Raw genomic sequence first — 25,827 nt, forward strand, 5'->3', positions numbered from 1 at the left:
TCCGTGTCGGACCACTACTTCTCGCCCGATCCTGCCGCGCCCGAGTCGGTCCGGACGCTCCGAGTGCCGATCGCGGGTCGAGAGCGGGAGATGGTGACCGCCGCCGGCGTCTTCTCCGGCGACCGCCTCGACGTCGGCACTGCGGTGCTGCTCGACGCCGTGCCCGCGCCGCCCGCGACGGGCGAGCTGCTCGACCTCGGCTGCGGGTGGGGGCCGATCGCCGCGACGCTCGCGCTCCGCTCCCCCGATGCCCGTGTCTGGGCCGTCGACGTCAACGCCCGAGCGCTCTCGCTCGTCGAGCGGAATGCCGAGCTGCTCAGTCTATCGAACATCGTGCCATCGATGCCAGAGCGCGTTCCTGCCGATGTGCGCTTCGACGCGATCTGGTCGAACCCGCCGATCCGCATCGGCAAGCAGCAGCTGCACGAGCTGCTCGAGGCGTGGATCCCGCGGCTCGCGCCGGGCGCGACGGCGTGGCTCGTCGTGCAGAAGCACCTCGGCGCCGACTCGCTGCTGCGCTGGCTGCAGGAGCGCTTCGCCGGCTTCAACGTCGAGCGCGCCGACTCCAGGAAGACGTACCGCATCATCGCCGTCACGGCGCCGGACTGAGCGCCTCCCCGCGGAAGACGATCTCCGCGGGCCCCGTGAGCCATGCGTGGCCGCGGGCGTCGACGTCGACCTCGAGCCGCCCGCCCGGCACGTCGACGATCCAGCGGTCGGCGGCCCCGCCCGACCAGTGCCGGGTCGCGAGGGCCGCGGCGACGGCGCCCGTGCCGCACGAGAGGGTCTCCCCCACGCCCCGCTCGTGCACGCGCATCCGGATCGAGCCGATGCCGTCGGCGATGACGCCGGGGACGACGAACTCGACGTTCGCGCCGTCCTCGGCGACGGGGTCGAGCGAGGGAGGCCGGTGCAGGTCGAGCGCGTCGAGCTCGGCCGCGTCGGCGAGGGCGACGACGACGTGCGGGTTGCCGGTCGAGACGTCGAGGCCGGGCCTGGCGACGTCGAGGCCGTCTGCGGCCACGAGCCGCGTGCCGCCGAGCTCGAACGGGCCGAGGTCGACCGCGAGCAGGCTGCCGTGCCGCACGACTCGCTTCACGCCGGCGCGCGTCGCCACGTCGATCGAGCCGCCGTCCGGCAGCTCGGCGAGCCCCTGCTCGAGCAGGAACCGCACGAACACGCGCACGCCGTTGCCGCACATCTCGCTCGCGCTGCCGTCGGCGTTCCAGTAGTCCATCGCCCACGTGCCCGCGGGCGCGGCGTCGAGTACCGCGTCGCCGGTGCGGCCCGCCGGCACAGCGCGGATGACCCCGTCGCCCCCGATGCCGAAGCGCCGGTCGGCGAGCGCGCGCACCTCGCCCGGCAGCAGCGGGCGCTCGCCTGCCGGGTCGGCGACGAGCACGAAGTCGTTGCCCGTGCCGTGGCCCTTCGCGAATCCGGTGGCGTGCGTCGTCATCCCCCCAGGCTAGCGACCGCGCGCTGTGCGAGCTCGACCGCGTCTGCGGGCGGCGCGGCCGGGTAGCGCTGGAACCACGACACCTGTCGACGCGCGTAGCGGCGGGTGAGGGCCTGCGTGCGCTCGATGGCCTCGACCTCCGTGATCCGGCCGTCGAGCTGGTCGAGGGCCTGGCGGTAGCCGATGGCCTGCTGCGCCGTCGTGCCCCGCTCGATCCCGGCCTCCCGGAGCGCTCGCGCCTCGTCGACGATGCCGAGCCGCCACATCCCCACCACGCGCGCATCGAGCCGGGCGACGAGCGCTGCGCGATCGACGCGCTCGTGCTGGATGATCGTCGGCCGAGCGAGCGACCGCTCGTCGGGAAGGCCGACGCGGAACGGCTCGCCGGTGAGGGTGACCGCCTCGAGCGCGCGCACGAGCCGGCGGCCGTTGTGCGGCCCGATCGCCTCGGCGGCCGCCGGGTCGACCGCGAGCAGTCGCGCGTGCATCGCCCCGGCACCCTCGGCCTCGAGCTCGGCCTCGAGCCGGGCGCGGAGCTCGGCGTCGGTCGCGGGGAACTCGAAGGCGTACAGCACGCTCGCGGCGTAGAGCCCGCTGCCGCCCACGAGGATCGGCACCGCGCCGCGCGCTTCGATGCCGGCGACGAGGCTCGCAGCCTCGTCGCGATAGGCGGCGACCGCCGCATCCTGCCACGGCTCGAGCACGTCGAGGAGGTGGTGGGGGTGCCCGCGGCGCTCCTCGGCGCTTGCCTTCGCCGTGCCGATGTCCATGCCGCGGTAGAGCTGCATCGCGTCGCAGTTGACGATCTCGGCGCGGGCGCCGAGCGCGACCACCGCGTCGGCGATGGCGAGCGACCTGGCCGTCTTGCCGGTGCCGGTGGCGCCGACGACGGCGATGAGGGTCACGTGCCGATGCGGAGCGTCGGCAGGCCGAGCGAGACCGGGCGCCCGGCCCCGGCCCCGGCCCCGGCCCCGACGAGCGAGGGCACGCCGCACGAGTCGGCCTGGCCGCGGTCCCACGCGTCACCGGCGCGCGTGCGCCGTACCGCGATCGGGCCCTCGTCAGCGAGCAGATGGAACGGCGCGGCGTGCGTGACCCGCACGGTGGCGATGTCGCCGGGCCGCGGCGAGTGGCCGCCGGGCGCGAAGTGCACGAGCCGGTTGTCCTCGGCGCGACCCGAGAGCCGATGCGTCTCGGCGTCCTTCTTGCCCTCGCCGACGGAGACGAGCACGTCGACCGTGCGGCCGACCTGCGCGAGGTTCTCCTCGAACGAGATGCGGTCCTGCAGCGCGACGAGCCGCTCGAAGCGCTCCTGCACGACCGCCTTCGGCACCTGGTCGGGCATCGTGGCCGCGGGGGTGCCGGGACGGATCGAGTACTGGAACGTGAAGGCCGAGGCGAAGCGCGACGCCTCGACGACGCGCATGGTCTCCTCGAAGTCGTCGTCGGTCTCGCCGGGGAAGCCGACGATGATGTCGGTCGTGATCGCGGCGTGCGGGATGCGCTCGCGCACCTTCTCGAGGATGCCGAGGAACCGCGCGGAGCGGTAGGAGCGTCGCATGGCGCGCAGCACGCGGTCCGAGCCGGACTGGAGCGGCATGTGGAGCTGCGGCATGACCGCGTCGGTCTCCGCCATCGCGTCGATCACGTCGTCGGTGAAGGCGGCGGGATGCGGGCTCGTGAAGCGGACGCGCTCGAGCCCGTCGATCTCACCGGCGGCGCGCAGCAGCTTGCCGAACGCGAGCCGGTCGCCGAACTCGACGCCGTAGGAGTTGACGTTCTGTCCCAGCAGCGTCACCTCGAGCGCGCCGTCGTCGACGAGCGCCTGCACCTCGGCGAGGATCTCGCCCGGGCGACGGTCGCGCTCCTTGCCGCGCAGCGACGGCACGATGCAGAACGTGCACGTGTTGTTGCAGCCGACCGAGATCGACACCCAGCCGGCATAGGTCGACTCGCGCTTGGTCGGGAGCGTCGACGGGAACACCTCGAGCGCCTCGAGGATCTCGACCTCCGCCTCGCCGTTGTGGCGGCTGCGCTCGAGCAGCGCCGGCAGGGAGCCGATGTTGTGGGTGCCGAATACGACGTCGACCCACGGCGCGCGATCGACGATCGTCGCGCGGTCCTTCTGCGCGAGGCAGCCGCCGACGGCGATCTGGAAGCCGGGCCGCTCGCGCTTGGTCTTCGCGAGGTGCCCGAGGTGGCCGTAGAGCTTCTGGTCGGCGTTCTCGCGCACCGCGCACGTGTTGATGACGATGACGTCGGGGCGGCCATCGACGGCCTCGGCGTACCCGGCCTCCTCGAGCGAGCCGCGGAGGCGCTCGGAGTCGTGCACGTTCATCTGGCACCCGAAGGTCTTCACCTCATAGGTGCGCAGCGCGGAGGTCGTGGACATGCCCTCCAGCGTACCGAGCGGCGACCGCCCCGAAGCGTCAGTCCTGCGTGGCCGTGAGCGTGTAGCTGCTGCCGTTCGTGCCCTCGCCCGAGAGGTCCATCCGACCGTCCTGGGCGGTGCCGGAGACGGTCAGGTCGAACTCGCCCTCCTCGAGGCCCGTGATCGTGACGGTGAGGTCGGACGAGTCGCCCTCCCACACGTCCTGCGGGAAGTCGTACTGCGCGTCCGAGTCGCCCCACGTCGTGATGTCGACGGTGCCGTCGGCGTTGAGCGTGAACCCGAAGGGCGCGACGACGCCGTCGATGGCGCCCGTCCACGAGGTGTCGTCGAGGCTCTCCGCCGCCGAGCTGCCGGAGCCGTTGCCGGTGTCGGTGTCGTTGCCCGGCGCTGCGGGCGGCATCTGGATGCAGCCCGTGAGCGCGAGGAGGGAGGCGGCGGCGAGCGCCGGGACGGTGATGAGCTTGGTGGTCTTCATGCGCTCAATCTATCGCTCAGCCATGAGCCGGATGCTGACCCTCGACCCGGAGCGGCTGCCGTGCTGGTCAGCGGAAGCGCGGCCCACTGGGCCGCGAGCGCTCGATCGCGAGGCGCACGGCGCCACCGCTGAACCCGCGCCGCTGCAGCCAGCCGGCGAGCCGTCGCTCGGCTGTCTCATCGTCGAGCGATCCTATGCGACGCCGCCGGTCGGCGGCCGCATCGATCGCGCGCTGCAGCTCGTCGTCGCGGTCCGGCTCGTCGAGCACGGCGGGGTCGAGGCCGCGCTGGCGCAGCGCCGCGGCGATCCCGCGCTCGCCGAGCTGCTTGCGCTCGCGGAGGCGCTCTGCCTCGTCGCGCGCGAGCTGCTCGTCGTCGAGGTAGCGCTCGTCGACGAGCCGGTCGAGCACCGCCGCGCGCACGTCGGGCTCGACGTCGCGCTTCGCGAGCGCCCGGTCGAGCTCGAGGCGGCTCGCGCCGCGTCGGCCGAGGGCTCGCAGCGCGATCGCTCGCGCCGCCTCCTCGTCGATCGGCTCGAGCGGCGCGCCGTCGTCATCTCGCTCCCCGGCGCGGCCGCGCGAGCCCCCGCCGGAGCGGCCGCGCGAGCCGCGCCGCGAAGCGCCGGGCCCAGCGGGCGCCTCGGCCTCGGGCTGGTCGCCGGTGCGCTCGTCGCGCCCGGCGATCCAGCTCGAGAGCTCGGTGACCCCGGCGAGCCGGTCAGCGTCGCTCACGCGCCCTGGCGCTCCTGCCGGCGCGCGTCGAGCGACTCGACGCCCGCTTCGGGCGCCGCGGCGCCGATGCCGAGCTTGCCCAGGATCTGCCGCTCGATCGAGCCCGCGATGTCGGGGTTGTCGAGCAGGAACTGGCGTGCCTTCTCCTTGCCCTGGCCGAGCTGGTCGCCGTCGTAGGTGTACCAGGCGCCGGACTTGCGGACGATGCCGTGCTCGACGCCGAAGTCGATGAGGCTGCCCTCGCGGGAGATGCCGACGCCGTAGAGGATGTCGAACTCGGCCTGCTTGAACGGCGGCGCCATCTTGTTCTTGACGACCTTGACGCGCGTGCGGTTGCCGACCGCGTCGGCACCGTCCTTGAGCGTCTCGATGCGGCGGATGTCGAGGCGCACCGAGGCGTAGAACTTGAGCGCCTTGCCGCCCGCGGTCGTCTCGGGGCTGCCGAAGAAGACGCCGATCTTCTCGCGCAGCTGGTTGATGAAGATCATCGTCGTGCCGGTCTGGTTGAGACCGCCGGTGAGCTTGCGGAGCGCTTGCGACATGAGGCGCGCCTGGAGGCCGACGTGGCTGTCGCCCATCTCGCCCTCGATCTCGGCGCGCGGCACGAGCGCCGCGACGGAGTCGATGACGATGATGTCGATCGAGCCGGAGCGGATGAGCATGTCGGCGATCTCGAGCGCCTGCTCACCGGTGTCGGGCTGGGAGACGAGCAGCGAGTCGATGTCGACGCCGAGCTTCTTGGCGTACTCGGGGTCGAGCGCGTGCTCGGCGTCGATGAACGCCGCGATGCCGCCGCCCCGCTGCGCGTTGGCGATCGCGTGGAGCGTCAGCGTCGTCTTTCCCGACGACTCGGGGCCGTAGATCTCGATGATGCGCCCGCGGGGCAGGCCGCCGATGCCGAGCGCGGCGTCGAGGGCGATCGAGCCCGTCGGGATGATCTCGACGGGCGCGCGTTCCTCGCTGCCGAGGCGCATGACGGACCCCTTGCCGAACTGACGGTCGATCTGCGCGAGCGCCGCCTCGAGCGACTTGTCGCGGTCTGCGGGTGTGGGCATGTGCTTGCCTTCCGTTTCGGTGATGGCGCTCACGCTACGTCGGGCCGCTGACATGCGAGCGACCCCGGTCCCGGCCTGTGGACAGTCCCGTCGAGCACCCTCAGCCTACGCGCGGATCGAACGCATCTTCGAACGATCCCGCGGCGTGTCGCGATGCGTCAGCGACGCGCCTCGCGGACGCCGCGGCCGTGGCGCCGCGCGACGGGCACGTCCTTCGCGTCGCAGATCGCCTGCCAGACCTGGCGCGGCGGGACGCCGTCGGCGAGGGCGACCGCACCCGTGCGACCGCCGAGGCTCGAGAGCGTCGTGTCCTCCATCAGCACCGCCCCGAGCGAGCCGAACTCCTCCTCGAGCGCGAGCTGCAGCTCGCTAGCCCGCATCCGCCGGCTCTCAGCGCACCGCGGAGTCGAACTCCGCGACGAGGTCGTCGGGCAGCGTGTCGGGCACGGTCGCGCCGATGCGGTCGAGCTCGTGGTAGCCGAGGCCCTCGAGCACCGCGAGGCGGTCGCCCACCTCGTGCAGCACGCTCGAGAGCGGCACGTCGAGCGCTTCGGCGACCGACGCGAGGATCTCGCTCGAGGCCTCCTTCTGGCCCCGCTCGACCTCGCTGAGGTATCCGAGGGCGACCGAGGCGCGGGAGGCGACCTGGCGCAGGGTACGGCCCTGACGCAGGCGCACATCGCGCAGCACGTCGCCGATCTCCTGTCGAACCAGCACCATGGTCTCCCCCTTCACCGTGGATGCATCATGCTAGCCGCAGCTTGCCTGCGTGCCGCTCGATGCCTACGACCTGTGACAACGCAACGCTCCCACCGCGCATTCCGAGGGAGCACTCCTCAGCCCTTGGATTCGCTGTGCATCACGAGGTCGGTGCGCTCGAGCGCGGCGTCGAGCTCCCTGAGCGCCGCGAGCAGCGCCGCCTCGCGCACCTGCTCGCGATCGCCCGGCTCGAAGTGGGAGGAGGCGTGCGAGTGGAGCCCGTCGACCGTCTCGACCTCGATGCCGATGTGGAACTCGCCCGGCGCGTGGTCGTCCTGCGCTCCAGGACCCGCGACGCCCGTCGTGCCCAGGCCGATCGTGCAGTCGCTCCGGTCGAGCGCGGCGAGGCGGCGCACGCCGCGCGCCATCCAGATGGCGACGTCGGGGTCGACCGGTCCTCGCTCCTCGAGCAGGTCGGTCGGCACACGCAGCACCTGCTCCTTCATCTCGGTCGCGTACGCGACGACGCCGAGGCGCAGCACGACCGACGCCCCCGGCGTGCGCACGAGCGTCTCGGCGACGAGCCCGCCCGTGAGCGACTCCGCGACCGCGATCGAGATCCCCCGCGCCGCGGCTCGCGCGACGATCCAGCCCGACAGCTCCAAAGCATCCATCAACTGCTCCTCCACGCGTGCCAGACGAACTCGAGTCCCGAGTAGATCGTGAGCGCGACCGCGATCGTCATCGTGACGACGCACGCCCACACGCCCCACTCGCCCACCCACGCCTGCAGCGGCAGGAGCGCGAGCGGCAGCGCGATCCCCTGCGCCATGGTCTTCGCCTTGCCCGCCCAGTCGGCGGCGATCACGGTGCGGCTCGAGACGATGAGCCGGTAGAGCGTGATGCCCCACTCGCGCACGAGCACGACGATCGTGATCCACCACGGCAGCTCGCCGAGCACCGAGAGCACGACCAACGCGCTCGAGGTGATCGCCTTGTCGGCGATCGGGTCGATGAGCTTGCCGAAGTCGGTCACGAGCCCGCGGTCGCGAGCGATGCGCCCGTCGACGAAGTCGGTCGCGATGAGCACCGCGAACAGCACCGCCGCGAGCGTGCGCACGAGGCCCGGCTCGGGGTTCGAGAGCGCGACGACGACGAAGACCGGGGTGAGCAGGATGCGCACGACCGAGATGAGGTTCGGCACGCTCGCGACGCTCGCGGGCTCATCGCCCCTGCGCCACACGCGCCCGCGCCACGGGCTCAGGATCGCCATGCTGGGAGGCTACTCGGCCCACCTGAAGCGTGCCCTGGCACGCGGCTCAGTCGCGGCCGGTGAGCGACCACGCGTCGTCGTCGCCCTCGGCCTCGACGGCCTCGAGCCCGTCGCGGTTGACCTCGTCGAAGGGGTCGCTGTAGCGGTCGTCGGTCTCGACCCACGCGCCCTCGTCGTCGTCGGATGCGTCGGGCGACTCGAGCGCGCTCGGCGCCGGCCGCTCCACGGCTGCCGGCGAGGCGTCCGCGGGCGACGCGGCCGCGGCGGGCGCCGGCCCCTCGCCGCGCAGCGACGCGAGCACGGCCGCGAGCCCCTCCGGCGGCACGAGCACGTCGCGCGCCTTCGATCCCTCCGAGGGTCCGACGATCTCGCGCGACTCCATGAGGTCCATGAGCCGGCCGGCCTTCGCGAAGCCGACGCGGAGCTTCCGCTGCAGCATCGAGGTCGAGCCGAACTGGGTCGAGATGACGAGCTCGGCTGCCGCGCACAGGTCGTCGAGGTCGTCGCCGATGTCGGCGTCGATCTCGCGCTTCTGCGCGGTCTCCTCGACGTCGTCGCGGTACTCGGGGCGCGCCTGGCCGGTGACGTGCTGCACGACGCGCTGGATCTCGGCCTCGTCGACCCACGCGCCCTGCACGCGCATCGCCTTGTTGGCGCCCATCGGCAGGAAGAGCCCGTCGCCCTGGCCGATGAGCTTGTCGGCGCCGGGCTGGTCGAGGATGACGCGCGAGTCGGTGACGCTCGAGACGGCGAACGCGAATCGGCTCGGCACGTTGGCCTTGATGAGGCCCGTGACGACGTCGACGGAGGGCCGCTGCGTCGCGAGCACGAGGTGGATGCCCGCGGCCCGCGCGAGCTGCGTGATGCGCACGATCGAGTCCTCGACGTCGCGCGGCGCGACCATCATGAGGTCGGCGAGCTCGTCGACGACGACGAGCAGGTACGGGTAGGGCTTGAGCGTGCGCTGGCTCCCGGCGGGGAGCACGATCTCGTCGGCGCGCACCGCCTTGTTGAAGTCGTCGATGTGCTTGTAGCCGAACGACGCGAGGTCGTCGTACCGCATGTCCATCTCCTTCACGACCCACTGCAGCGCCTCGGCGGCCTTCTTCGGGTTCGTGATGATGGGAGTGATGAGGTGCGGCACGCCCTGGTAGGCGGTCAGCTCGACGCGCTTCGGGTCGACGAGCACCATGCGCACCTCGGCGGGCGTCGCGCGCATGAGCAGGCTCGTGATCATCGAGTTGACGAACGACGACTTCCCCGAGCCGGTCGAGCCGGCCACGAGCAGGTGCGGCATCTTCGCGAGGTTCGCGACGACGTAGCCGCCCTCGACGTCCTTGCCGATGCCGATCGTCATCGGGTGCTTGGAGTCGGCGGCGGCGCGCGAGCGCAGCACGTCGCCGAGCTTGACCGTCTCGCGGTCCGGGTTCGGGATCTCGATGCCGATCGCCGACTTGCCCGGGATGGGCGAGAGGATGCGCACCTCGTTCGACGCGACGGCGTACGAGAGGTTCTTCGACAGCGCGGTCACGCGCTCGACCTTGACGCCCGGCGCGACCTCGATCTCGTAGCGCGTGACCGTCGGCCCGCGCGAGAAGCCCGTGACTCGCGCGTCGACGTTGAACGAGCCGAGCACCTGGGTGATCGCCGCGACGATCTCGTCGTTGGCCGCCGAGCGCGCCTTGGGCGGGTCGCCCTGCGCGAGCGAGGCGATCGACGGCAGCCGGTAGGGGCGCTGCGCGACGGCGGGCGCCGCCGCGATCGGCTCGGCCGGCGCGTCGAGCGCGACCTCGCCGGTGTGCTTCCGCATGGCCGCCTCGGCCTGCTCGAGCGACTCGAGCACGGCGGTCGCGTACTCCTCGTGCTCGTCGTCGGCGACCTCCGGCAGCGGCTCGGGGGTCGTCGCGGGCACCGCGACCGCCTCGGCGTCGACGCGCGTCGTCGGCTGCTCGCGGTCGATCATCACGGGGGTGTCGTAGGCGGGATCGACCTCGCGGCCGGTCGCGTTGCGGCGCCAGAACGGCAGCGAGCCGGTGCCCGACTCGATCGAGTCGCCCTCGATCGGCTCCTCCTCGGCCGCCTCGGCCTTCGCGAGCTCCTTCGCCTCGCGGCGAGCGCGGCGGGCCTCCTCGCGCTCCTCGGGCGTGCCGGTCTCGATGCCGAAGAGGTAGCCGTAGAGGTCGGTGAGCCGCTCGGGGATGCGGGTCGGGGGCGTGCGGGTGATGACGAGCACCGCGAGCGCGGCGACGAGGCCGCAGACGATGCCGGCACCGATCGGCGTCATCAGCGCCGCGAGCGGCGCGGCGGCGACCCAGCCGAGGATGCCGCCCGCGTCGGCGAGCGCGGGCATGCCGAGCGACGCATCCGGCATCCCGAGCAGCACGTGGCACAGACCGGCGACGGAGATGAGCAGCAGCGCGATGCCGACGCCGACGCGGCCGTTGTCGCTCACCGAGGCCGGGTGGCGGAACATCCACAGCGCGAGGAGCACGAAGACGACCGGCAGCGCGATCGCGACCTGGCCGAAGAGCCCGCCCCACGTGTAGGCGGAGATGGCCTGCGCGACCGCGTTGGCCGGCAGGATCCACTCGACGACCGCGCCGAGCACCGCGAGGATCGTGAGCAGGAAGGGCACGCCGTCGCGGCGCTCCTCCTTCGCGAGCGACTCGCGGCCGAAGACGCGCGCCGCACCGCCCGTCGCGTGCGCGAGGCCCATCCACGCGCGCTGCGCGAGGCCGGGGCCGTCGTCCTCGAACACGGGCTGCGCCTTCGTCGACCGGGCCGCCCGGTGCACCTTCGTGGTCGCGGAGGTCGACGTGCCGGTCGAGCGCCCGCGCGGGGACGGCTTGGTCGACTTGGTGCTCGTGGCCATGGCCGACACCCTAGATGCCGGCGCCCACGAGCGGCCGGAGGCGCTCCGCTCAGAAGCGGATGGCCTCGATCACCTTCGAGCGGACGGCGATCGTCGCGGGCACGCTGCCCGCGAGCGCGCCGACGGCCGCGGCGACCACGAGCCCCGTGACGGCGGCCGACATCGGGAAGCCCGGCAGCACCATGCCGCCGACGCCCTGCGTGAGCGCGTCCTGCACGATCGGCAGCCGGTAGGCGAAGATGCACACCGCGATGCCGATCGTGCCGGCGACGACGGTGCCGACGACCGACTCGAGCATGACTGCGACGAAGATGCGGGTGCGCGACGCCCCGAAGGCGCGGCGGATGCCGAGCTCGCGCACGCGCTGCCGGATCGAGACGACGGCGACGGTCACGAGCCCGAGCGCGCCGAGCAGCAGGATGACGGCGGCGGTGCCGACGAGCGTGAGCTGCAGCGGCAGCAGCGGGTCATAGCCGTCGTCGAACGACTGCCAGTCGCTGCGGTTGCCGTCGACCATCGCGCCCGGGAGCGCCCCGCGCAGATCCTGCCGCAGCATCCGCACGCCCTCCTCGGCAGTCTCCTCCGGCACCCACGCCTCGAGCTGGAACGAGACCCCGAAGCTCATCGGGTCGGTCTCGGCGATGCGCACCACGTCGCGCGGCAGCATCCACGCCTGCGGCCAGTCGTCGCCGAGCCCCCGATCGACGAGGCCGACGACGACCGCGGTCGTGCCGCCGAGCTCGATCGTGCGGTGCGCCTCCATGCCCCCGCCGCCGAGCGCGTCGAGCACGCCGCGATTGACGACGACCGCCGGGGCGAGGCGGGCGCGATCGCTCTCGACGAGGAACCGGCCCTCCGCGACCGGCAGGTGCCGCAGGATCGCCCAGTCGGGGTCGACGCCCGCGAGCTCGACCTGCTGCGGACCGCCGAGCCCGACCAGGGTCGCCCCGGTGTTCGTCGTCGCGCTCGCGAAGTCGATGCTGTAGCGCTCGACCGCGGTCTCGATGGCGTCGAGCGTCGCGCCCGGATCGCCGCCGGGCGTGCCGTCGGCGGAGCCCTCCTGGATCCACATGCTGATCGTGGCGGCGCGGCCGGTCTGCGCCTCCATCGACGTCAGCAGCGTCGAGCGGGCGAGGTCGCCGAGGGCGACGGATGCGGTGAGCGCGGCGATCGCGACCGTCACGCCGATGAGGCTCATGAGCACGCGGCCGCGGTGGATGCGCAGCTCGGTCCAGGCGTCCTGGATCGCGGCGACGACGTCGGTCACGAGAGCGCTCCCGCCGCCGGCTCGAGCGCGTGGAGCCGCCCGTCGGCGAGCCGCAGCACGCGTCGCGCGCGAGCGGCGACCGCGAGGTCGTGCGTGATGGTCACGAGCGCGGCTCCGGCCTCGGTCGCGACCTCGTCGAGCAGGTCCATCGTGCGCGAGCCGGTCTCGATGTCGAGCGCTCCGGTCGGCTCGTCGGCGAGGATGAGCCGCGGCCGGCGCACGAGCGCCCGGGCGATCGCGACGCGCTGCTGCTCGCCGCCGGAGAGATTCGTGGCCCTCGTGTCGAGGCGGTGCCCGAGCCCCACGCGCTGCAGCATCTCGCGCGCCAGGTGGGCGCGCTGCCAGTAGCGGCGGCCCGCGCCGTAGTGGAGCGGCACGGCGACGTTCTCGGCCGCCGTGAGCCCCTCGATGAGGTTGAACTGCTGGAAGACGAAGCCGACGCTCGCGCCTCGCAGCCGGTCGCGCGCGCGGGCGCCCATGAGCGCGACCGGCTCGCCGTCGAGCTCGACGGCCCCGGTCGTCGGCTGGTCGATGAGCCCGAGGATGTTGAGCAGGGTCGACTTGCCCGAGCCGGAGCGGCCGACGATCGAGACGCGGTCCCCCGGCGCGACGTCGAGGTCGATGCCGCGGAGGATCTGCAGCGCGGGCCCGTCGATCGTCGCGAACTGGCGCGTGACGTCGCGCAGGCGAAGGAGCGGCACCATCAGAACCCGCAGACCATGGGGTCGGCTGTCATCGGGTCGGCGCACGGGTCGGCGGCTCCGGGCACGAACTGCAGCACGGCATCCCCCTCCGAGAGCCCTGCGCGCACCTCGACCATGCGCCCGTCGCTGAGCCCGAGCTCGACGGGCACCTCCTCCGGCTCGCCGTCGGCGCCGGGCCGGTAGGCGATGCCGGTCTCGGCGCTGCCGAGCACGGCGGTCGTCGGCAGCAGCAGCACGTCGCTCGCCGAGCCCGCGCTCAGCTCGACCTTCGCGGCGAGGCCGACGAAGACGCGCACGTCGCTCGGCACCGCGCACGTGAGCGTCGCGCTCGCGCCGGTCGTGATCTGCTCGCCGGCCGGCTGGGCGATCCTGACCGAGCCGCACTCGAACGGCGCGGGCCCGCCGTCGATCGTGACGGTCGCCGACTCGGGCTGCGTCGTGAGCCGGTACTGCTCTGCCGCGCCGAGGCTCGCGCGCACGACGTGCTCGGGCGGCTGCACGGCGCCGGTCTCCCCCGCGACGTCGACGCTCTGGCCGACGAGCACGGCGAAGCCCGTGAGCGTGCCGGCGGCGGGCGCGACGATGCTGTGCACGCGCGCGGTGGGCGGCGGCACGGTGCCGTCGGCTGCGGGCGCGCCCTGCGTCTCGACGCGCACCGTGTAGAGCACGTCGCCCGCGGCGACCTGCGCGCCGTCCGCGGCGCTCACGCGCGCGACGGTGCCCGAGTGGGTCGAGCGCACCGGCACCGCCTCGACCGGCACGATCATGCCCTCGATCGAGACGGCGTTCTCGACCGAGCCGCGCTCGACCGTCGCGAGCGGCTCCTCGAACGCGGCGCCGGGCGCGAAGCCGTCGTCGGCGCTCACCGCCTCGACGTCGGGGAAGAACGCGAGCTTGACGAGCGCGATCGCGATCGCCGCGCCGACGGCGAGCTTGAGCACCGGCAGCACCCACGTGCGCCACGCGCCCGGGCCGCGAGCCGCGCGCTCCGCCTTCCGCAGCCGCGAGCGCTCGAGCTGCTCGAGCCTCGCCTGCCGCTTCGCGGCCGCTCGCGCCTCGCGCTGCGAGGGCTGGCGATGCACGGGGGCCTCGCCGTGCAGCGGCGGCGGCACGGCCGCGGGCTCGACGGGGGCGGTCTGGTCCTGCTCGGGCACGGCGGCGTCCTCTCGGGCGGGGCGGCGCGCATCCGTTGCGTGCCCTCGCTCGTCACGCTAGGGCACGCGAGCGCGCTCGCCCCTCCCCCTCGAGGATGATCTCGACGTGTCGGCTACGCCTCGATGACGACCGGCACGATCATCGGGCGGCGGCGGATGCGCGTGCCCACCCAGCGGCCGACCGTGCGGCGCACGACCTGCTGGAACTGGTGCTGGTCGCGCACGCCATGCTCGCCGGCCTCGGCGAGCGCCTTCGCGAGGACGACAAGGTCTTCGACCCTTTCGCCGCAAGATCTTCGAGGGCTCGCCGAGGCGGGCCGACGATGGCCTTCGTCGTCCGCGACTCGAGTGCGACGATTGTCCGACCAAGAAAGCTGCGCAGAAAAGAACATTGCGGGAGTCGCATCGGCCGACTACGTTCTGGAGGTACCCACGAGTTCGACGATCGGAAAGACATGCGCTCCTTGGCGCGACTGACAGCAGTTCTCACTATTGTTGCTGGATTCATCGGAGGTGTGAGTCAAGCGCCCGGCCCCCAGCAGCTCGACGTTGCAGATGACTCAGGGATCGTAGCTCCGAACATATTTCTCGACCCGTGGGAAACGCTGCAATGCCGCAAGGGCAATACCGGCTTCACTGTCCACGACTACTACGACTTTTACCAGCAGGAGTATGTCTCTTTGCGCTGCGGGAGCCACAACGACTCGACGAGCACGGGCTCGGGTTGGGTGCACATCGAGGCGAGGCACTACGAGGACTGGCAGGCTCTGCTCGATAGATGTCGCGCAGAAAACGGATGCTTCGATCCGACCGTGCATTGGGACGACGTGATGAATTTGTCCATCCAGGCGGCGCTGGAGGCACAGCTGCAGGTGGTGCCGCGGGCCTCGAACCAGACTGCTTGCTATGCGACCGAAGTGTGGCTGAATTCGGATCCAATCGTCGTCTACTATCCTGCCATCGTTCTCTCGACCAATCGAGGCGGCTCGGCGGACGATCCGCAGAACATCATAACGGCGTACTTCTCCACTTCGGACAGCACACCGTGCTGATGAGCGATTCTCCCGCCCGCGAGGTCGAGATCGCAGTCGACTACGGAGTACGCTGGCCAGTCAAGGTTGATCACATGTACACGTCCGAGATTCGGCGCCTACTCGATCCGGCGACGATCGATGAGCTCAGCCATCTAGCCGAATGGTGGCATGAAGCCTTCGCTGCCACCCCAGATAACTTCGCACACCCCGCTCCCGACGCGGTCATCGACGAGTGGCGGCGCCGGCTCGACCACGCCAGAGCCACGCTGCAGCGTGATCTCGGACCTGGGTTCATCGTCGCCTGATGGAACCTACGCCTCGATGACGACCGGCACGATCATCGGGCGGCGACGGATGCGCGTGCCCACCCAGCGGCCGACCGTGCGGCGCACGACCTGCTGGTACTGGTGCTGGTCGCGCACGCCCTGCTCGCCGGCCTCCGCGAGCGCCTTGACGATCTTCGGGCGGATGTCGTCGAAGACCTTGTCGTCCTCGGCGAAGCCGCGCGCGTGGATCTCGGGGCCGACGATGACCTTGCCGGTCTGCGGCTCGAGCGCGACGAAGATCGAGATGAAGCCCTCCTCGGCGAGGATGCGGCGGTCCTTGAGGTCGGCCTCGTCGATGCGGCCGACGGACGAGCCGTCGACGTAGACGAAGCCGATCTCGAGCTGGCCCGAGACCGTCACCTCGCCGTCGCGCAGGTCCCACACGGTGCCGTTCTCGCCGACGAACGCTCGGTCGCGCGGCACGCCGGTGTCGATCGCGAGCGACGCCGCGGCGTGCAGGTGGCGGTACTCGCCGTGCACCGGCACGACGTTCCGCGGCTTGAGGATGTTGTAGCAGTACAGCAGCTCGCCCGCCGAGGCGTGGCCCGAGACGTGCACCTTCGCCGAGCCCTTGTGCACGACCTTCGCCCCGAGCTGCATGAGCCCGTTGATGACGCGGAAGACGGCGTTCTCGTTGCCGGGGATGAGGCTCGAGGCGAGGATGACGGTGTCGCCCTCGCCGACCTCGATGCGGTGCTCGCCGTTGACGATGCGGCTCAGCACCGCCATCGGCTCGCCCTGCGAGCCGGTCGACATGAAGACGACCTGCTCGCGCGGCATGTTCTCGGCCTCCTTCTGGCTCACCACGACGCCGTCGGGCACCTTGAGGTAGCCGAGGTCGGCCGCGATGCCCATGTTGCGCACCATCGAGCGGCCGACGAACGCGACCTTGCGGCCGTTCTCGTGCGCCGCGTCGAGCACCTGCTGCACGCGGTGCACGTGGCTCGAGAAGGAGGCGACGACGACGAGCCCGGAGGTCTTCGCGATCACCTGCGAGATGACGGGGCCGATCTCGCGCTCGGGCGCCGTGAACCCCGGGACGTCGGCGTTCGTCGAGTCGACCAGGAACGCATCCACGCCCTCCTCGCCGAGCCGCGCGAACGCGCGCAGGTCGGTGATGCGGTCGTCGAGCGGCAGCTGGTCCATCTTGAAGTCGCCCGTGTGGAGCACGAGGCCCGCGCTCGTGCGGATCGCGACGGCGAGGGCGTCGGGGATCGAGTGGTTGACGGCGACGAACTCGGTCTCGAACGGGCCGAGCTGCTCGACGTCGCCCTCCCTCACCGTGTGGGTGTAGGGCTTGATGCGGTGCTCCTTGAGCTTCGCCTCGACGAGCGCGAGGGTGAGCTGCGAGCCGAGCAGGGGGATGTCGGCCTTGAGGCGCAAGAGGTAGGGCACGGCGCCGATGTGGTCCTCGTGGCCGTGCGTGAGCACGACGGCGACGATGTCGTCGAGGCGGTCGCGGATGGGACCGAAGTCGGGCAGCACGAGGTCGACGCCCGGCTGGTGCTCCTCGGGGAAGAGCACGCCGCAGTCGACGATGAGCAGCTTGCCGTCCTGCTCGTACACCGTCATGTTGCGGCCGACCTCGCCGAGGCCGCCGAGCGGGAAGAAGCGGAGGGTGCCCGTCGCGAGCGCGGGGGGCTGGGTGATGGCCGTCAAGGGGCCTCCTTCATATGCGGCTCGCGTGTGGCGAGCGGATGTGGGGTGCGCGCTCCTCGCGCGCGGGAAGATCTGGGGTGGATGCGGTCACGGGCTCGCGCGCTCAGCGCGTCGTGCCGTGCACCTTCGGCAGGGCGCCGCCAGCGGCGGCGTTGCGGTCGGGGCGGAAGCGGCTTAGGTCGAGGCCGTCGACGCCCGTGACGAGCGCGAGCTCGTCCTCGATGAGGGCCGCCTCGGCGTCTTCGGGGCCGACGAGCGGCAGGCGCACGCGCGGGCTGCCGATGCGGCCGAGCCCGTGCAGGATGTACTTCGTCGAGACTGTGCCGGGCACGTGCGTCATCGTCGCGCGCACGAGCGGCTCGAGCGCCTGGTGCTGCGCCTGCGCGGTGTGCAGGTCGCCCGCGTTCACGGCGTCGACGATCGTGCGGTACGGCTTGGGCGCGATGTTCGCGGTGACGCCGATGAGGCCCGACGCGCCGATCGCGAGGTGCGGGAGCACGTTCGCGTCGTCGCCCGAGAAGTAGAGCAGGTCGGTCTGGTTCAGCACGCGGCTCACCTCGGCGAAGTCGCCCTTGGCGTCCTTCACCGCGAGGATGTTCGGGTGCTTCGCCGCCCGCAGGAGCGTCTCGTAGCGGATCGGGATGCCCGAGCGGCCGGGGATGTCGTAGAGGATGACCGGCAGGTCGGTCGCGTCGGCGATGAGCCGGAAGTGCGTGAGCACGCCCGCCTGCGTGGGCTTGTTGTAGTACGGCGTGACGATCATGACGCCGTCGGCGCCCGCTCGCTCGGCCTGGCGGTAGAGGTCGATCGCGTGCGCGGTCTCGTTCGAGCCGCCGCCCTGGATGACCTTCGCGCGGTCGCCCGCGACGGCCTTCGCGACCTCGACGAGCCGGATCTTCTCCGGGTCGGTGAGCGTCGACGTCTCGCCGGTCGTGCCGGAGACGACGATGCCGTCGGCGCCGTGCGTCACGACGTCGTCGATGAGCCGCTCGACGTCGTCCCAGTCGACCTCGCCGTCCGCCGAGAACGGCGTCACGAGCGCGACGAGCACCTGGCCGAAGGGATTGGGATTCACCCGACCAGGCTACCGTGCCTGCCGCGAGCCCGTCCCCGGTGCGCGCTCGAGGGTGCGGTACGCGAACCGCAGCCCGCTGCGGCTCTCGTGCCACCCCTCGGCCGGATCGCGCGCGACCTCGTGCCATGACGCATCCGGGGTCGGCGCTGTCGTGTCGCCCGTCGCGTCGAGCTCGATGTCGGTGATCTCGAGCCGGTCGGCACGCGCCATCGCCTCGCGGTAGACGCGGCCGCCGCCGACGATCCACACCTCGTCGTCGAGCGCGAGCGCCACGGCGAGCGCTTCGTCGAGGCTCGAGACGACGCGCGCGCCGGGCGCGTCGAAGTCGCCGCTCGAGGTGATGACGATGTTGTCGCGCCCCAGCAGCGGCCGGTAGCGCGCGGGGAACGACTCCCACGTGCGTCGGCCCATCACGACCGGGTGGCCCATGGTGATCGCCTTGAAGCGCGCCATGTCCTCGGGGAGCGACCACGGCATGTCGCCCGCGTCGCCGATGACGCCGCCGCGCGCCTGCGCCCAGATCATGCCGATCATCAGACCGCGACCGGCGCCTTGATGCCCGGGTGGTGCTCGTAGCCGACGACCTCGAAGTCTTCGAGCTCGTAGTCGAGGATGCTGTCGGGCCGGCGGCGGATGCGCAGGGTCGGGAGCGGGTACGGCTCGCGTGAGAGCTGCCGCTCTACTTGCTCGACGTGGTTGTCGTAGACGTGGCAGTCGCCGCCCGTCCACACGAAGTCGCCGACCTCGAGGCCGGTCTGCTGCGCGACCATGTGCGTCAGGAGCGCGTAGCTCGCGATGTTAAACGGCACCCCGAGGAACATGTCGGCCGAGCGCTGGTAGAGCTGGCACGAGAGCCGGCCGTCGGTCACGTCGAACTGGAAGAACGCGTGGCACGGCGCGAGGGCCATGTCGGGGATGTCGGCGGGGTTCCAGGCCGAGACGATGTGCCGGCGCGAGTCGGGGTTCGAGCGGATCGACTCGACGACCTGGGCGATCTGGTCGATCGTGCCGCCGTCGCGGTCGGGCCACGAGCGCCACTGCACCCCGTAGACCGGGCCGAGCTCTCCATCCGCGTCCGCCCACTCGTCCCAGATGGTGACGCCGCGCTCCTGCAGCCAGCGCACGTTCGATTCGCCGCGCAGGAACCACAGCAGCTCGAGCGCGATCGACTTGAAGTGCACGCGCTTCGTGGTGATGAGCGGGAAGCCCTCAGAGAGGTCGAAGCGCAGCTGCCGGCCGAACACCGAGCGGGTGCCGGTGCCGGTGCGGTCGCCCTTGTGCTTGCCGTTCGCCATCACGTCGGCGAGCAGGGCCTCGTAGGGGTGTGCGGTCACGGTGCCTTGGGTCACGGTGCCTTCCCTCATGGTGCCTCCTGGGGTGCCGTCTTCCGGAGCGAGAGCGCCTTGCGCGCCGCCATGCGCGCGCGGCGACGGTCGCGCGCGGCGTCGTAGGCCATCGAGAGCCGCAACCACGACTGCCACGACTCGGGATGCGCCTCGACATCGGCCTTCGCGACCGGGAACGCGCCCTCGGCCGCCTCGCGGTCGGCGCGGCCCGAGGGCGTGCCGGGCAGCGGCTGCGGCATGCCGCCGGCGACCTCGAGCTCGCGCACCGCGCGGTCGAGCTGCACGCCGAAGACGACCTCGCGCGCGAGCGCCCACGCGCCGATGAGGAAGAAGATGATGAGGGCGGCGCCGACAGCGATCGCGAGCGGCTGCCCGGTGGCGATGAACTGCACGGCGCGGCTGCCGGCGAGCACGACGTAGAGCGCGAGCACGGCCGCCATCGCGAGCGCGAAGCCCTTCCTCGCGCTCGTGCGCGCCGCAGGCCGATCGGTCACGAGAGCCCCAGCAGGTCACCGATGCCGACGGTCACGCCGGGCTGCGCGTCGGCGCGGAGCGCGAGCAGGATCCCGGCGGCGTACGAGTCGCTCGAGGTCGTGTCGTGGCGGATCGTGAGCGTCTCGCCCGTCCCGCCGAAGACGACCTCCTGGCGCGCGACGACGCCGGGCAGCCGCAGCGCGTGCACCGGCACACCCGCGATCACGGTGCCCCGGCCAGGCTCGTCAGGGGTCGCGGGCACGAAGCCGCGCACCGCGCCGATCGCCTCGGCGGTGCGCGTCGCCGTGCCGCTCGGGGCGTCGCGCTTGCGGTCGTGGTGCGCCTCGACGACCTCGACGGCGGTGAAGTGCCGCGCGGCGATCGTGGCGAGGTGCGTCTCGAGCACGCTGCCGAGCGAGAAGTTGGGGACGATGCGGATGCGCTCGGCGCCTCGGGCGCGGAGGGCCTCGATGCGCTCCTCGGTCCAGCCGCTCGTCGCGACGACGACGGGCACGCCCGCGTCGAGCGCCGCGTCGACGAGCTGCTGGCTCGCGCCGAGCACGGTCGCGTCGAAGACGACGTCGATCCCGTCGAGCTCGAGCCCCTCGCGCACGTCGAGCTCGACCGGCTCGAGGTCGCCGGCGTCGCGCACGAGCCGCAGTGCGAGGGATCCGAGACTGCCGGTCGCGCCCGCGATCCCGATGCGCCTCGTCGATGCCATGCACTCCAGCCTACGGCGCGGGCCGGTCGCGCAGCGCCCGTACAGTGGGCTGGTGCACGCCGACATCCGCCTCGAGGACCCCGCGTCCGAGCTCGCCCAGTCGCTCCTGCGGGCCTACTTCGCCGATCGCGCGATCACGTTCGTCGGCGGTGCCTACACGCCGAAGCCCGCCGATCCCGCGACGCTCCGCGCACCCGAGGGCGCGTTCCTCGTCGTGTGGGACGGCGGCGAGGCGATCGGATGCGGTGCCCTGCGTCGACTGAGCCCGTCGCGCTTCGAGATCAAGCACCTCTACGTCGCCCCCGCGGGCCGCGGCCGCGGCACCGGCGCGGCGCTGCTCGCCGCGCTCGAGGCGCGCGCGGTCGAGCTGGGAGCGACGGAGGTCGTGCTCGACACGAACGCGGCGCTCGCACCGGCGAACCGGCTCTACGCCACGCGCGGCTACGAGTCGATCCCCGCGTACAACGACAACCCCAACGCGACGACCTGGTTCCGGAAGCCGGTCGCCTCCCCGTCCGGAGGCTGAGCGCCCCAGCCGCTGGCTGAGCCGGTCCCCGCCGCCCCAGCCGCTGGCTGAGCCGGTCCGCGCGCGTGAGCGCGCTGACCGTGTCGAAGCCGACTGCTGCGCGGCGAGGCTTCGACACGCTGTGCGCCTCCGGCGCGCAGCGGCTCAGCCAGCGAAGGGCTAGAAGGGCTGCGGCAGCGGCAGCCCCGTGCGGTCCTCGGGCGGCAGGTGGCCGAGGTCGTTGTGCACGAGCAGCTGCGGCGGCTTGCCCGTGCGGCGACGGATGATCGTGAGCCCGCAGTTCGCCTGGTTGAGGGCCATCCACTGCCAGTTCGGCGACTGCATGACCTCGCGCACGAACCAGCCGATCACGAAGTTGTGGGTGACGAGCAGCTCGTTGACATCGCCGCGCGATGGGCGCAGCCAGTGCGCCACCGCATCCTGCATCTGCGCCGAGCCCGCCTCGACCTCCGCGGGCCGGACGGCCTTCAGGAAGCCGTGGAACCCGAGGGGCGTGTCCTCCTCGAGCCCCGAGGGAATGCAGTCGAGCAGCAGCGCCGACTTCTGGAACTCCACCGCCGGCAGTCGCTCCTGCATGATCGCAGCCGTCTCGGTCGCGCGCTGCAGCGGCGACGTCCACGCCTGGTCGAACGCGACCCCGGAGAGCCGCTGCGCGATCGCGTGCGCCTGCCGCACCCCTCGACCCGAGAGCCGACCGTCCTCGACCCCGTGCTCGGCGTCGAGCTGCTCTCCGTGCCGGACGAGGTAGAGCAGGTGCGCCATGGAATCCTTCCGCGGGCGCAGCGTCGCGCCCAGGTCGTCCGTGGACGCGCGGGAGCGCCCTTCGTGATCAGCGGGCGGTGGTGGCCGCCCCTTCCACCGTAGTGCCATCGGGGGACACGACGAGCCCGTCGAGGCCGTCCGGCGCCTGCCCGACCGCCGAGATCGACCGCGGTCCGGCGGCGAGCTCGGCGACGAGCGCCCGCACGTCCGCGTCGCTCACGCGCTCGATGCGCTCGAGCGTCGCGTCGACGTCGAGGAACTCGCCGAGCGTGAGCTCCGCGCGGCCGAGCCGCGACATCCGCGTGTCGGTGTCCTCGAGCGCGAGCGCCGAGCCGCCTGCGAGCTGTCCCTTCGCGCGGCGCAGCTCCTCGTCGCTCGCGCCGTCGGCGAGCCGCTCGAGCTCGCCGATCATGAGCGACGCGACCTCGAGCGTCTTGCGCGGCGCGCACGCCGCCGCGAGGCCGACGAGGCCCGCGTCGGCGTAGCCGGACGCGAACGAGTAGACGGAGTATGCGAGCCCGCGCTTCTCGCGGATCTCCTGGAACAGCCGCGATGACATGCCGGCCCCGAGCACCGCGTTGAGCACCGCCATCGTGCTGCGGCGGGGGTCGGATGCGGTGAGTCCGGGCATGCCGATCATGAGGTTGACCTGCTCGAGCGGCCGGGCGACGACCGAGAGCCCGCCGGCGCCGGGGACGGCGAGCTCGCGACCGCGGCGCTCGCGCGGCGCGGCCGCGTCGAGCGACCAGCCGTAGCGGACGAGCGCCTCCTGCAGCTGCAGGGTTGCCGTGTCGTGGTCGACGGCGCCCGCGATCGTGAGGACGAGGTCGCGCGGCGCGTAGTGCTCGGCGTAGTGCTCGGCGACCCGGTCGCGCGAGACGGCGCGGATCGAGTCGGGCGTGCCGCCGATGGGGCGGCCGAGCGGCGTCTCGGCACCGTGGACGAGCTCGCTCAGCCGCTCCCCCGCGACGTCCGCGGGATCGTCGTCGGCCATCGCGAGCTCCTCGAGGATGACCTCGCGCTCGTGCTCGAACTCGTCGGGGTCGAGCAGCGACGACGTCAGCATGTCGGCGAGCACGTCGATCGCCATCGGCAGGTCGACGTCGCGCACCTTCGCGTAGTAGCAGGTGTGCTCCTTCGCGGTGAGCGCGTTGTGCTCGCCGCCCACCTCGTCGAACGCGACCGCGATGTCGAAGGCGGAGCGGGAGTGGGTGCCCTTGAAGAGCAAGTGCTCGAGGAAGTGGGTCGAGCCACGCGCGTCGCCCGTCTCGTCGCGCGAGCCGACCGGCACCCAGAAGCCGACCGTCGCGCTCAGCGCGCCCGGCATCTGCTCGGTGAGCACGCGCACGCCGCTCGGCAGCACGCTGCGGCGCACGACCGCGCCGGCTGCCGCCGCCACGGCGATCTCGGGGACGTCGAGCGGGAGGGGGACAGCAGGCATCCGGCCAGTCTACGGCCGCGGCATGCGAGCAGCCCCCGCCCCGTGAGGGGCGAGGGCTGCTCGGGTGGGTGACTACTCGGCCGAGACCGAGGACACCGAGGAGACGGACGAGTCGGCATCGTCGCTCTTCGCCGCGACCGGGGCCACGGGCTCCGAGTCGTCGACGATCTCGAGCGAGAGCTTGCCGCGGTCGTCGATCTTGGTGATCTCCACCTGGATCTTCTGACCGATCGAGACCACGTCGTCGACGTTCTCGATGCGCTTGCCGCCGTTGAGCGCGCGCATGGCGGTCACGTGCAGCAGGCCGTCGCGGCCCGGCAGCAGCGAGACGAAGGCGCCGAACGACGCGGTCTTGACGACCGTGCCGAGGTAGCGCTCGCCGAGCTCGGGGTTGAGCGGGTTGGCGATCGCGTTGACCGCGGCGCGCGCGGCCTCCGCCGAGGGACCGTCGACGGCGCCGATGTAGACGACGCCCGTGTCCTCGATCGAGATCTGGGCGCCCGTGTCGTCCTGGATCTGGTTGATCGTCTTGCCCTTGGGGCCGATGAGCTCGCCGATCTTGTCGACCGGGATCTGCACGCTGATGACGCGAGGCGCAGTCGGCGCCATCTCGTCGGGAGCGTCGATGGCGGCGTTCAGGACCTCGAGGATCTTCGTGCGCGCCTCCTTCGCCTGCGTGAGCGCGCCAGCCAGCACCGAGGCGGGGATGCCCGAGAGCTTCGTGTCGAGCTGGATGGCCGTGATGAAGTCGGGCGTGCCTGCGACCTTGAAGTCCATGTCGCCGAGCGCGTCCTCGGCGCCGAGGATGTCGGTGAGCGCCGCGTAGCGGGTCTCACCGTCGACCTCGTCGGTCACGAGGCCCATCGCGATGCCCGCGACGGGCGCCTTGAGCGGCACGCCGGCGTTGAGCAGCGCGAGCGTCGAGGCGCACACCGAGCCCATCGACGTCGAGCCGTTCGAGCCGAGCGCCTCCGAGACCTGGCGGATCGCGTAGGGGAACTCCTCGCGGCTCGGCAGCACGGGCACGATCGCCCGCTCGGCGAGCGCGCCGTGGCCGATCTCGCGGCGCTTCGGGCTGCCGACGCGGCCCGTCTCGCCCGTCGAGTACGGCGGGAAGTTGTAGTTGTGCATGTAGCGCTTGCTCGTCACGGGGCTCAGCGAGTCGATCTGCTGCTCGAGCTTGAGCATGTTGAGCGTCGTGATGCCCATGATCTGCGTCTCGCCGCGCTGGAAGATCGCGGAGCCGTGCACGCGCGGCACCACCGCGACCTCGGCGTCGAGCGGGCGGATGTCGGCGGGGCCGCGACCGTCGATGCGGATGCCGTCGGTCAGGATGCGCCCGCGGACGACCTCCTTCGTGACCGCCTTGTAGGCGCCCGAGACCTGCGTCGCGATGACGGCTTCGAGCTCGCCGCGCTCGATGCGCTCGTTGATCTGCTGCTTGACCTGCTCCTTGAGCTGGTCGTCGGCCGACTGGCGCTCGAGCTTGTCGGCGATGCGGTAGACCTCGCCGAGGCGCTCTGCCGCGAGCTCGTGGACGGCCGCGAAGGCCTCGTCCGAGTACGGCGGGAACAGCGGGTACTGCTGCGTCTCCTTCGCGGCGGTCTTCGCGACCTGCTCCTGCGCGGCGACGAGCTGCTTGATGAAGGGCTTCGAGGCCTCGAGGCCCTCGGCGACGACCTCCTCGGTCGGCTTCTGCGCGCCGCCCTCGATGAGGTTCCAGGCGTTGTCGGTCGCCTCTGCCTCGACCATCATGATCGCGACGTCCTCGCTGCCGTCGGCAGCGGTGACGACGCGGCCCGCGACGACCATGTTGAACACGGCCTGCTCGAGCTGCGAGTGCTTCGGGAACGCGACCCACTGGCCGTCGATGAGCGCGACGCGCACGCCGCCGATCGGGCCGTCGAAGGGCAGGCCCGAGAGCTGCGTCGACATGGACGCGGCATTGATGGCGAGCACGTCGTAGAGCTCGTCGGGCTCGATCGCGAGCACCGTGATGACGACCTGGACCTCGTTGCGGATGCCCTCGACGAACGAGGGGCGCAGCGGCCGGTCGATGAGACGGCACGTGAGGATCGCGTCGGTCGACGGACGGCCCTCGCGGCGGAAGAACGAGCCGGGGATGCGGCCCGCGGCGTACATGCGCTCCTCGACGTCCACCGTGAGCGGGAAGAAGTCGAACGAGTCCTTGGGGTGCTTCGAGACGCTCGTGGCGCTCAGCAGCATCGTCTCCTCGTCGATGTACGCGACGGCCGAGCCCTGCGCCTGCTGCGCGAGGCGGCCGGTCTCGAAGCGGACGGTGCGGGTGCCGAAGCGGCCGTTGTCGATGACGGCCTCGGCGAATGTGATCTCAGGACCTTCCATGAAGGGCCTCTCCTCTCCTGTG

At 72.1% G+C, this 25,827-nt stretch carries 27 protein-coding genes and 1 pseudogene; 4 read left to right on the plus strand and 24 right to left on the minus strand.

The window, feature by feature from the left end; translation table 11 throughout:
- Nucleotides 1–3: 3 nt before the first annotated feature.
- Nucleotides 4–609 carry a class I SAM-dependent methyltransferase gene (locus JSQ78_RS04410; protein WP_249295901.1) on the plus strand — a complete coding sequence of 202 codons (606 nt, stop codon included), beginning with the start codon at nt 4–6 and terminating at the stop codon, nt 607–609.
- Here JSQ78_RS04410 and dapF read toward each other — a convergent pair.
- From dapF to JSQ78_RS13810, 15 genes and pseudogenes are all read right to left on the minus strand, one after another.
- On the minus strand, nt 593–1,456 hold the full coding sequence (gene dapF, locus JSQ78_RS04415) for a diaminopimelate epimerase (RefSeq protein ID WP_211449692.1): 864 nt from the start codon (nt 1,454–1,456) through the stop codon (nt 593–595). The genes JSQ78_RS04410 and dapF overlap by 17 nt on opposite strands.
- Nucleotides 1,453–2,361, minus strand: a complete 909-nt coding sequence (gene miaA / locus JSQ78_RS04420; protein WP_211449694.1) for a tRNA (adenosine(37)-N6)-dimethylallyltransferase MiaA — start codon at nt 2,359–2,361, stop codon at nt 1,453–1,455. The genes dapF and miaA overlap by 4 nt, the downstream gene beginning before the upstream one ends.
- Nucleotides 2,358–3,848 carry a tRNA (N6-isopentenyl adenosine(37)-C2)-methylthiotransferase MiaB gene (gene miaB / locus JSQ78_RS04425; RefSeq protein WP_211449696.1) on the minus strand — a complete coding sequence of 497 codons (1,491 nt, stop codon included), beginning with the start codon at nt 3,846–3,848 and terminating at the stop codon, nt 2,358–2,360. The genes miaA and miaB overlap by 4 nt, the downstream gene beginning before the upstream one ends.
- Nucleotides 3,849–3,885: 37 nt before the next feature.
- A complete protein-coding gene (locus JSQ78_RS04430) occupies nt 3,886–4,323 on the minus strand; it encodes a hypothetical protein (protein WP_211449698.1) in 438 nt (145 codons plus the stop codon).
- 67 nt (nt 4,324–4,390) lie between these two features.
- Complete coding sequence (locus JSQ78_RS04435; protein WP_211449700.1) at nt 4,391–5,053, minus strand: regulatory protein RecX; 663 nt, start codon at nt 5,051–5,053, stop codon at nt 4,391–4,393.
- Nucleotides 5,050–6,108: a recombinase RecA gene (gene recA / locus JSQ78_RS04440; protein WP_211449702.1), complete on the minus strand. Its 1,059-nt coding sequence runs from the start codon at nt 6,106–6,108 to the stop codon at nt 5,050–5,052. Before recA ends, JSQ78_RS04435 begins: the two co-directional genes overlap by 4 nt.
- Nucleotides 6,109–6,266: 158 nt before the next feature.
- Nucleotides 6,267–6,488, minus strand: coding sequence for a DUF3046 domain-containing protein (locus tag JSQ78_RS04445; protein ID WP_211449704.1), 222 nt, complete (start codon nt 6,486–6,488; stop codon nt 6,267–6,269).
- A 10-nt stretch (nt 6,489–6,498) separates the two neighbouring features.
- Complete coding sequence (locus JSQ78_RS04450; RefSeq protein WP_211449705.1) at nt 6,499–6,828, minus strand: helix-turn-helix domain-containing protein; 330 nt, start codon at nt 6,826–6,828, stop codon at nt 6,499–6,501.
- Nucleotides 6,829–6,944: 116 nt separating this feature from the next.
- A complete protein-coding gene (locus tag JSQ78_RS04455; RefSeq protein ID WP_211449707.1) occupies nt 6,945–7,481 on the minus strand; it encodes a CinA family protein in 537 nt (178 codons plus the stop codon).
- Nucleotides 7,481–8,080: a CDP-diacylglycerol--glycerol-3-phosphate 3-phosphatidyltransferase gene (gene pgsA, locus JSQ78_RS04460; RefSeq protein WP_211449709.1), complete on the minus strand. Its 600-nt coding sequence runs from the start codon at nt 8,078–8,080 to the stop codon at nt 7,481–7,483. Before pgsA ends, JSQ78_RS04455 begins: the two co-directional genes overlap by 1 nt.
- A gap of 46 nt (nt 8,081–8,126) precedes the next feature.
- The gene (locus JSQ78_RS04465; RefSeq protein WP_211449711.1) at nt 8,127–10,952 is read right to left on the minus strand and encodes an FtsK/SpoIIIE family DNA translocase; all 2,826 of its coding nucleotides are present in this window, start codon (nt 10,950–10,952) and stop codon (nt 8,127–8,129) included.
- Nucleotides 10,953–11,001: 49 nt separating this feature from the next.
- Nucleotides 11,002–12,219 (minus strand): ABC transporter permease, encoded by a 1,218-nt coding sequence (locus tag JSQ78_RS04470; protein WP_211449713.1) that lies wholly within the window; start codon nt 12,217–12,219, stop codon nt 11,002–11,004.
- Entirely contained in the window at nt 12,216–12,920 is a 705-nt protein-coding gene (locus JSQ78_RS04475; protein WP_502756138.1) for an ABC transporter ATP-binding protein, read from the minus strand. The genes JSQ78_RS04470 and JSQ78_RS04475 overlap by 4 nt, the downstream gene beginning before the upstream one ends.
- Before the next feature lie 2 nt (nt 12,921–12,922).
- Entirely contained in the window at nt 12,923–14,077 is a 1,155-nt protein-coding gene (locus JSQ78_RS04480) for an efflux RND transporter periplasmic adaptor subunit (RefSeq protein ID WP_211449717.1), read from the minus strand.
- A gap of 113 nt (nt 14,078–14,190) precedes the next feature.
- Nucleotides 14,191–14,337: pseudogene (locus JSQ78_RS13810) on the minus strand (hypothetical protein); the annotation flags it as partial.
- A gap of 63 nt (nt 14,338–14,400) precedes the next feature.
- Here JSQ78_RS13810 and JSQ78_RS04490 point away from each other — a divergent pair.
- On the plus strand, nt 14,401–15,129 hold the full coding sequence (locus JSQ78_RS04490) for a hypothetical protein (protein WP_211450670.1): 729 nt from the start codon (nt 14,401–14,403) through the stop codon (nt 15,127–15,129).
- A complete protein-coding gene (locus JSQ78_RS04495) occupies nt 15,129–15,416 on the plus strand; it encodes a hypothetical protein (RefSeq protein WP_211449721.1) in 288 nt (95 codons plus the stop codon). Before JSQ78_RS04490 ends, JSQ78_RS04495 begins: the two co-directional genes overlap by 1 nt.
- 6 nt (nt 15,417–15,422) lie before the next feature.
- On the opposite strand, the gene JSQ78_RS04500 is transcribed toward JSQ78_RS04495, so the two are convergent.
- The 6 genes from JSQ78_RS04500 to dapB all read right to left on the minus strand — a co-directional run bounded on the left by JSQ78_RS04500 (nt 15,423) and on the right by dapB (nt 20,712).
- A complete protein-coding gene (locus JSQ78_RS04500) occupies nt 15,423–17,009 on the minus strand; it encodes a ribonuclease J (protein ID WP_211450510.1) in 1,587 nt (528 codons plus the stop codon).
- Between the two features lie 190 nt (nt 17,010–17,199).
- On the minus strand, nt 17,200–18,171 hold the full coding sequence (gene dapA / locus JSQ78_RS04505) for a 4-hydroxy-tetrahydrodipicolinate synthase (protein WP_211449723.1): 972 nt from the start codon (nt 18,169–18,171) through the stop codon (nt 17,200–17,202).
- 9 nt (nt 18,172–18,180) lie between these two features.
- Nucleotides 18,181–18,696 carry a dihydrofolate reductase gene (locus JSQ78_RS04510; protein ID WP_249295906.1) on the minus strand — a complete coding sequence of 172 codons (516 nt, stop codon included), beginning with the start codon at nt 18,694–18,696 and terminating at the stop codon, nt 18,181–18,183.
- Nucleotides 18,697–18,704: 8 nt separating this feature from the next.
- Nucleotides 18,705–19,535, minus strand: a complete 831-nt coding sequence (locus JSQ78_RS04515; RefSeq protein WP_211449727.1) for a thymidylate synthase — start codon at nt 19,533–19,535, stop codon at nt 18,705–18,707.
- Nucleotides 19,532–20,011, minus strand: coding sequence for a hypothetical protein (locus JSQ78_RS04520; protein WP_249295908.1), 480 nt, complete (start codon nt 20,009–20,011; stop codon nt 19,532–19,534). Before JSQ78_RS04520 ends, JSQ78_RS04515 begins: the two co-directional genes overlap by 4 nt.
- Nucleotides 20,008–20,712 carry a 4-hydroxy-tetrahydrodipicolinate reductase gene (gene dapB, locus JSQ78_RS04525; RefSeq protein ID WP_211449729.1) on the minus strand — a complete coding sequence of 235 codons (705 nt, stop codon included), beginning with the start codon at nt 20,710–20,712 and terminating at the stop codon, nt 20,008–20,010. The genes JSQ78_RS04520 and dapB overlap by 4 nt, the downstream gene beginning before the upstream one ends.
- Nucleotides 20,713–20,764: 52 nt before the next feature.
- Here dapB and JSQ78_RS04530 point away from each other — a divergent pair, with 52 nt between their 5' ends.
- Nucleotides 20,765–21,238 carry a GNAT family N-acetyltransferase gene (locus tag JSQ78_RS04530; protein ID WP_249295910.1) on the plus strand — a complete coding sequence of 158 codons (474 nt, stop codon included), beginning with the start codon at nt 20,765–20,767 and terminating at the stop codon, nt 21,236–21,238.
- Nucleotides 21,239–21,397: 159 nt separating this feature from the next.
- Here the strand turns inward: JSQ78_RS04530 and JSQ78_RS04535 are convergent, their stop codons facing one another.
- The 3 genes from JSQ78_RS04535 to JSQ78_RS04545 all read right to left on the minus strand — a co-directional run bounded on the left by JSQ78_RS04535 (nt 21,398) and on the right by JSQ78_RS04545 (nt 25,805).
- Nucleotides 21,398–22,000 (minus strand): histidine phosphatase family protein, encoded by a 603-nt coding sequence (locus JSQ78_RS04535; RefSeq protein ID WP_211449733.1) that lies wholly within the window; start codon nt 21,998–22,000, stop codon nt 21,398–21,400.
- A gap of 67 nt (nt 22,001–22,067) precedes the next feature.
- Nucleotides 22,068–23,441 (minus strand): M16 family metallopeptidase, encoded by a 1,374-nt coding sequence (locus JSQ78_RS04540; RefSeq protein ID WP_211449734.1) that lies wholly within the window; start codon nt 23,439–23,441, stop codon nt 22,068–22,070.
- A 72-nt stretch (nt 23,442–23,513) separates the two neighbouring features.
- Nucleotides 23,514–25,805, minus strand: coding sequence for a polyribonucleotide nucleotidyltransferase (locus tag JSQ78_RS04545; RefSeq protein ID WP_211449736.1), 2,292 nt, complete (start codon nt 25,803–25,805; stop codon nt 23,514–23,516).
- Between the last annotated feature and the right edge of the window lie 22 nt (nt 25,806–25,827).

The organism is Agrococcus sp. Marseille-Q4369 (genome assembly GCF_018308945.1).
In the GTDB taxonomy this organism is placed as follows: Bacteria; Actinomycetota; Actinomycetes; order Actinomycetales; family Microbacteriaceae; genus Agrococcus.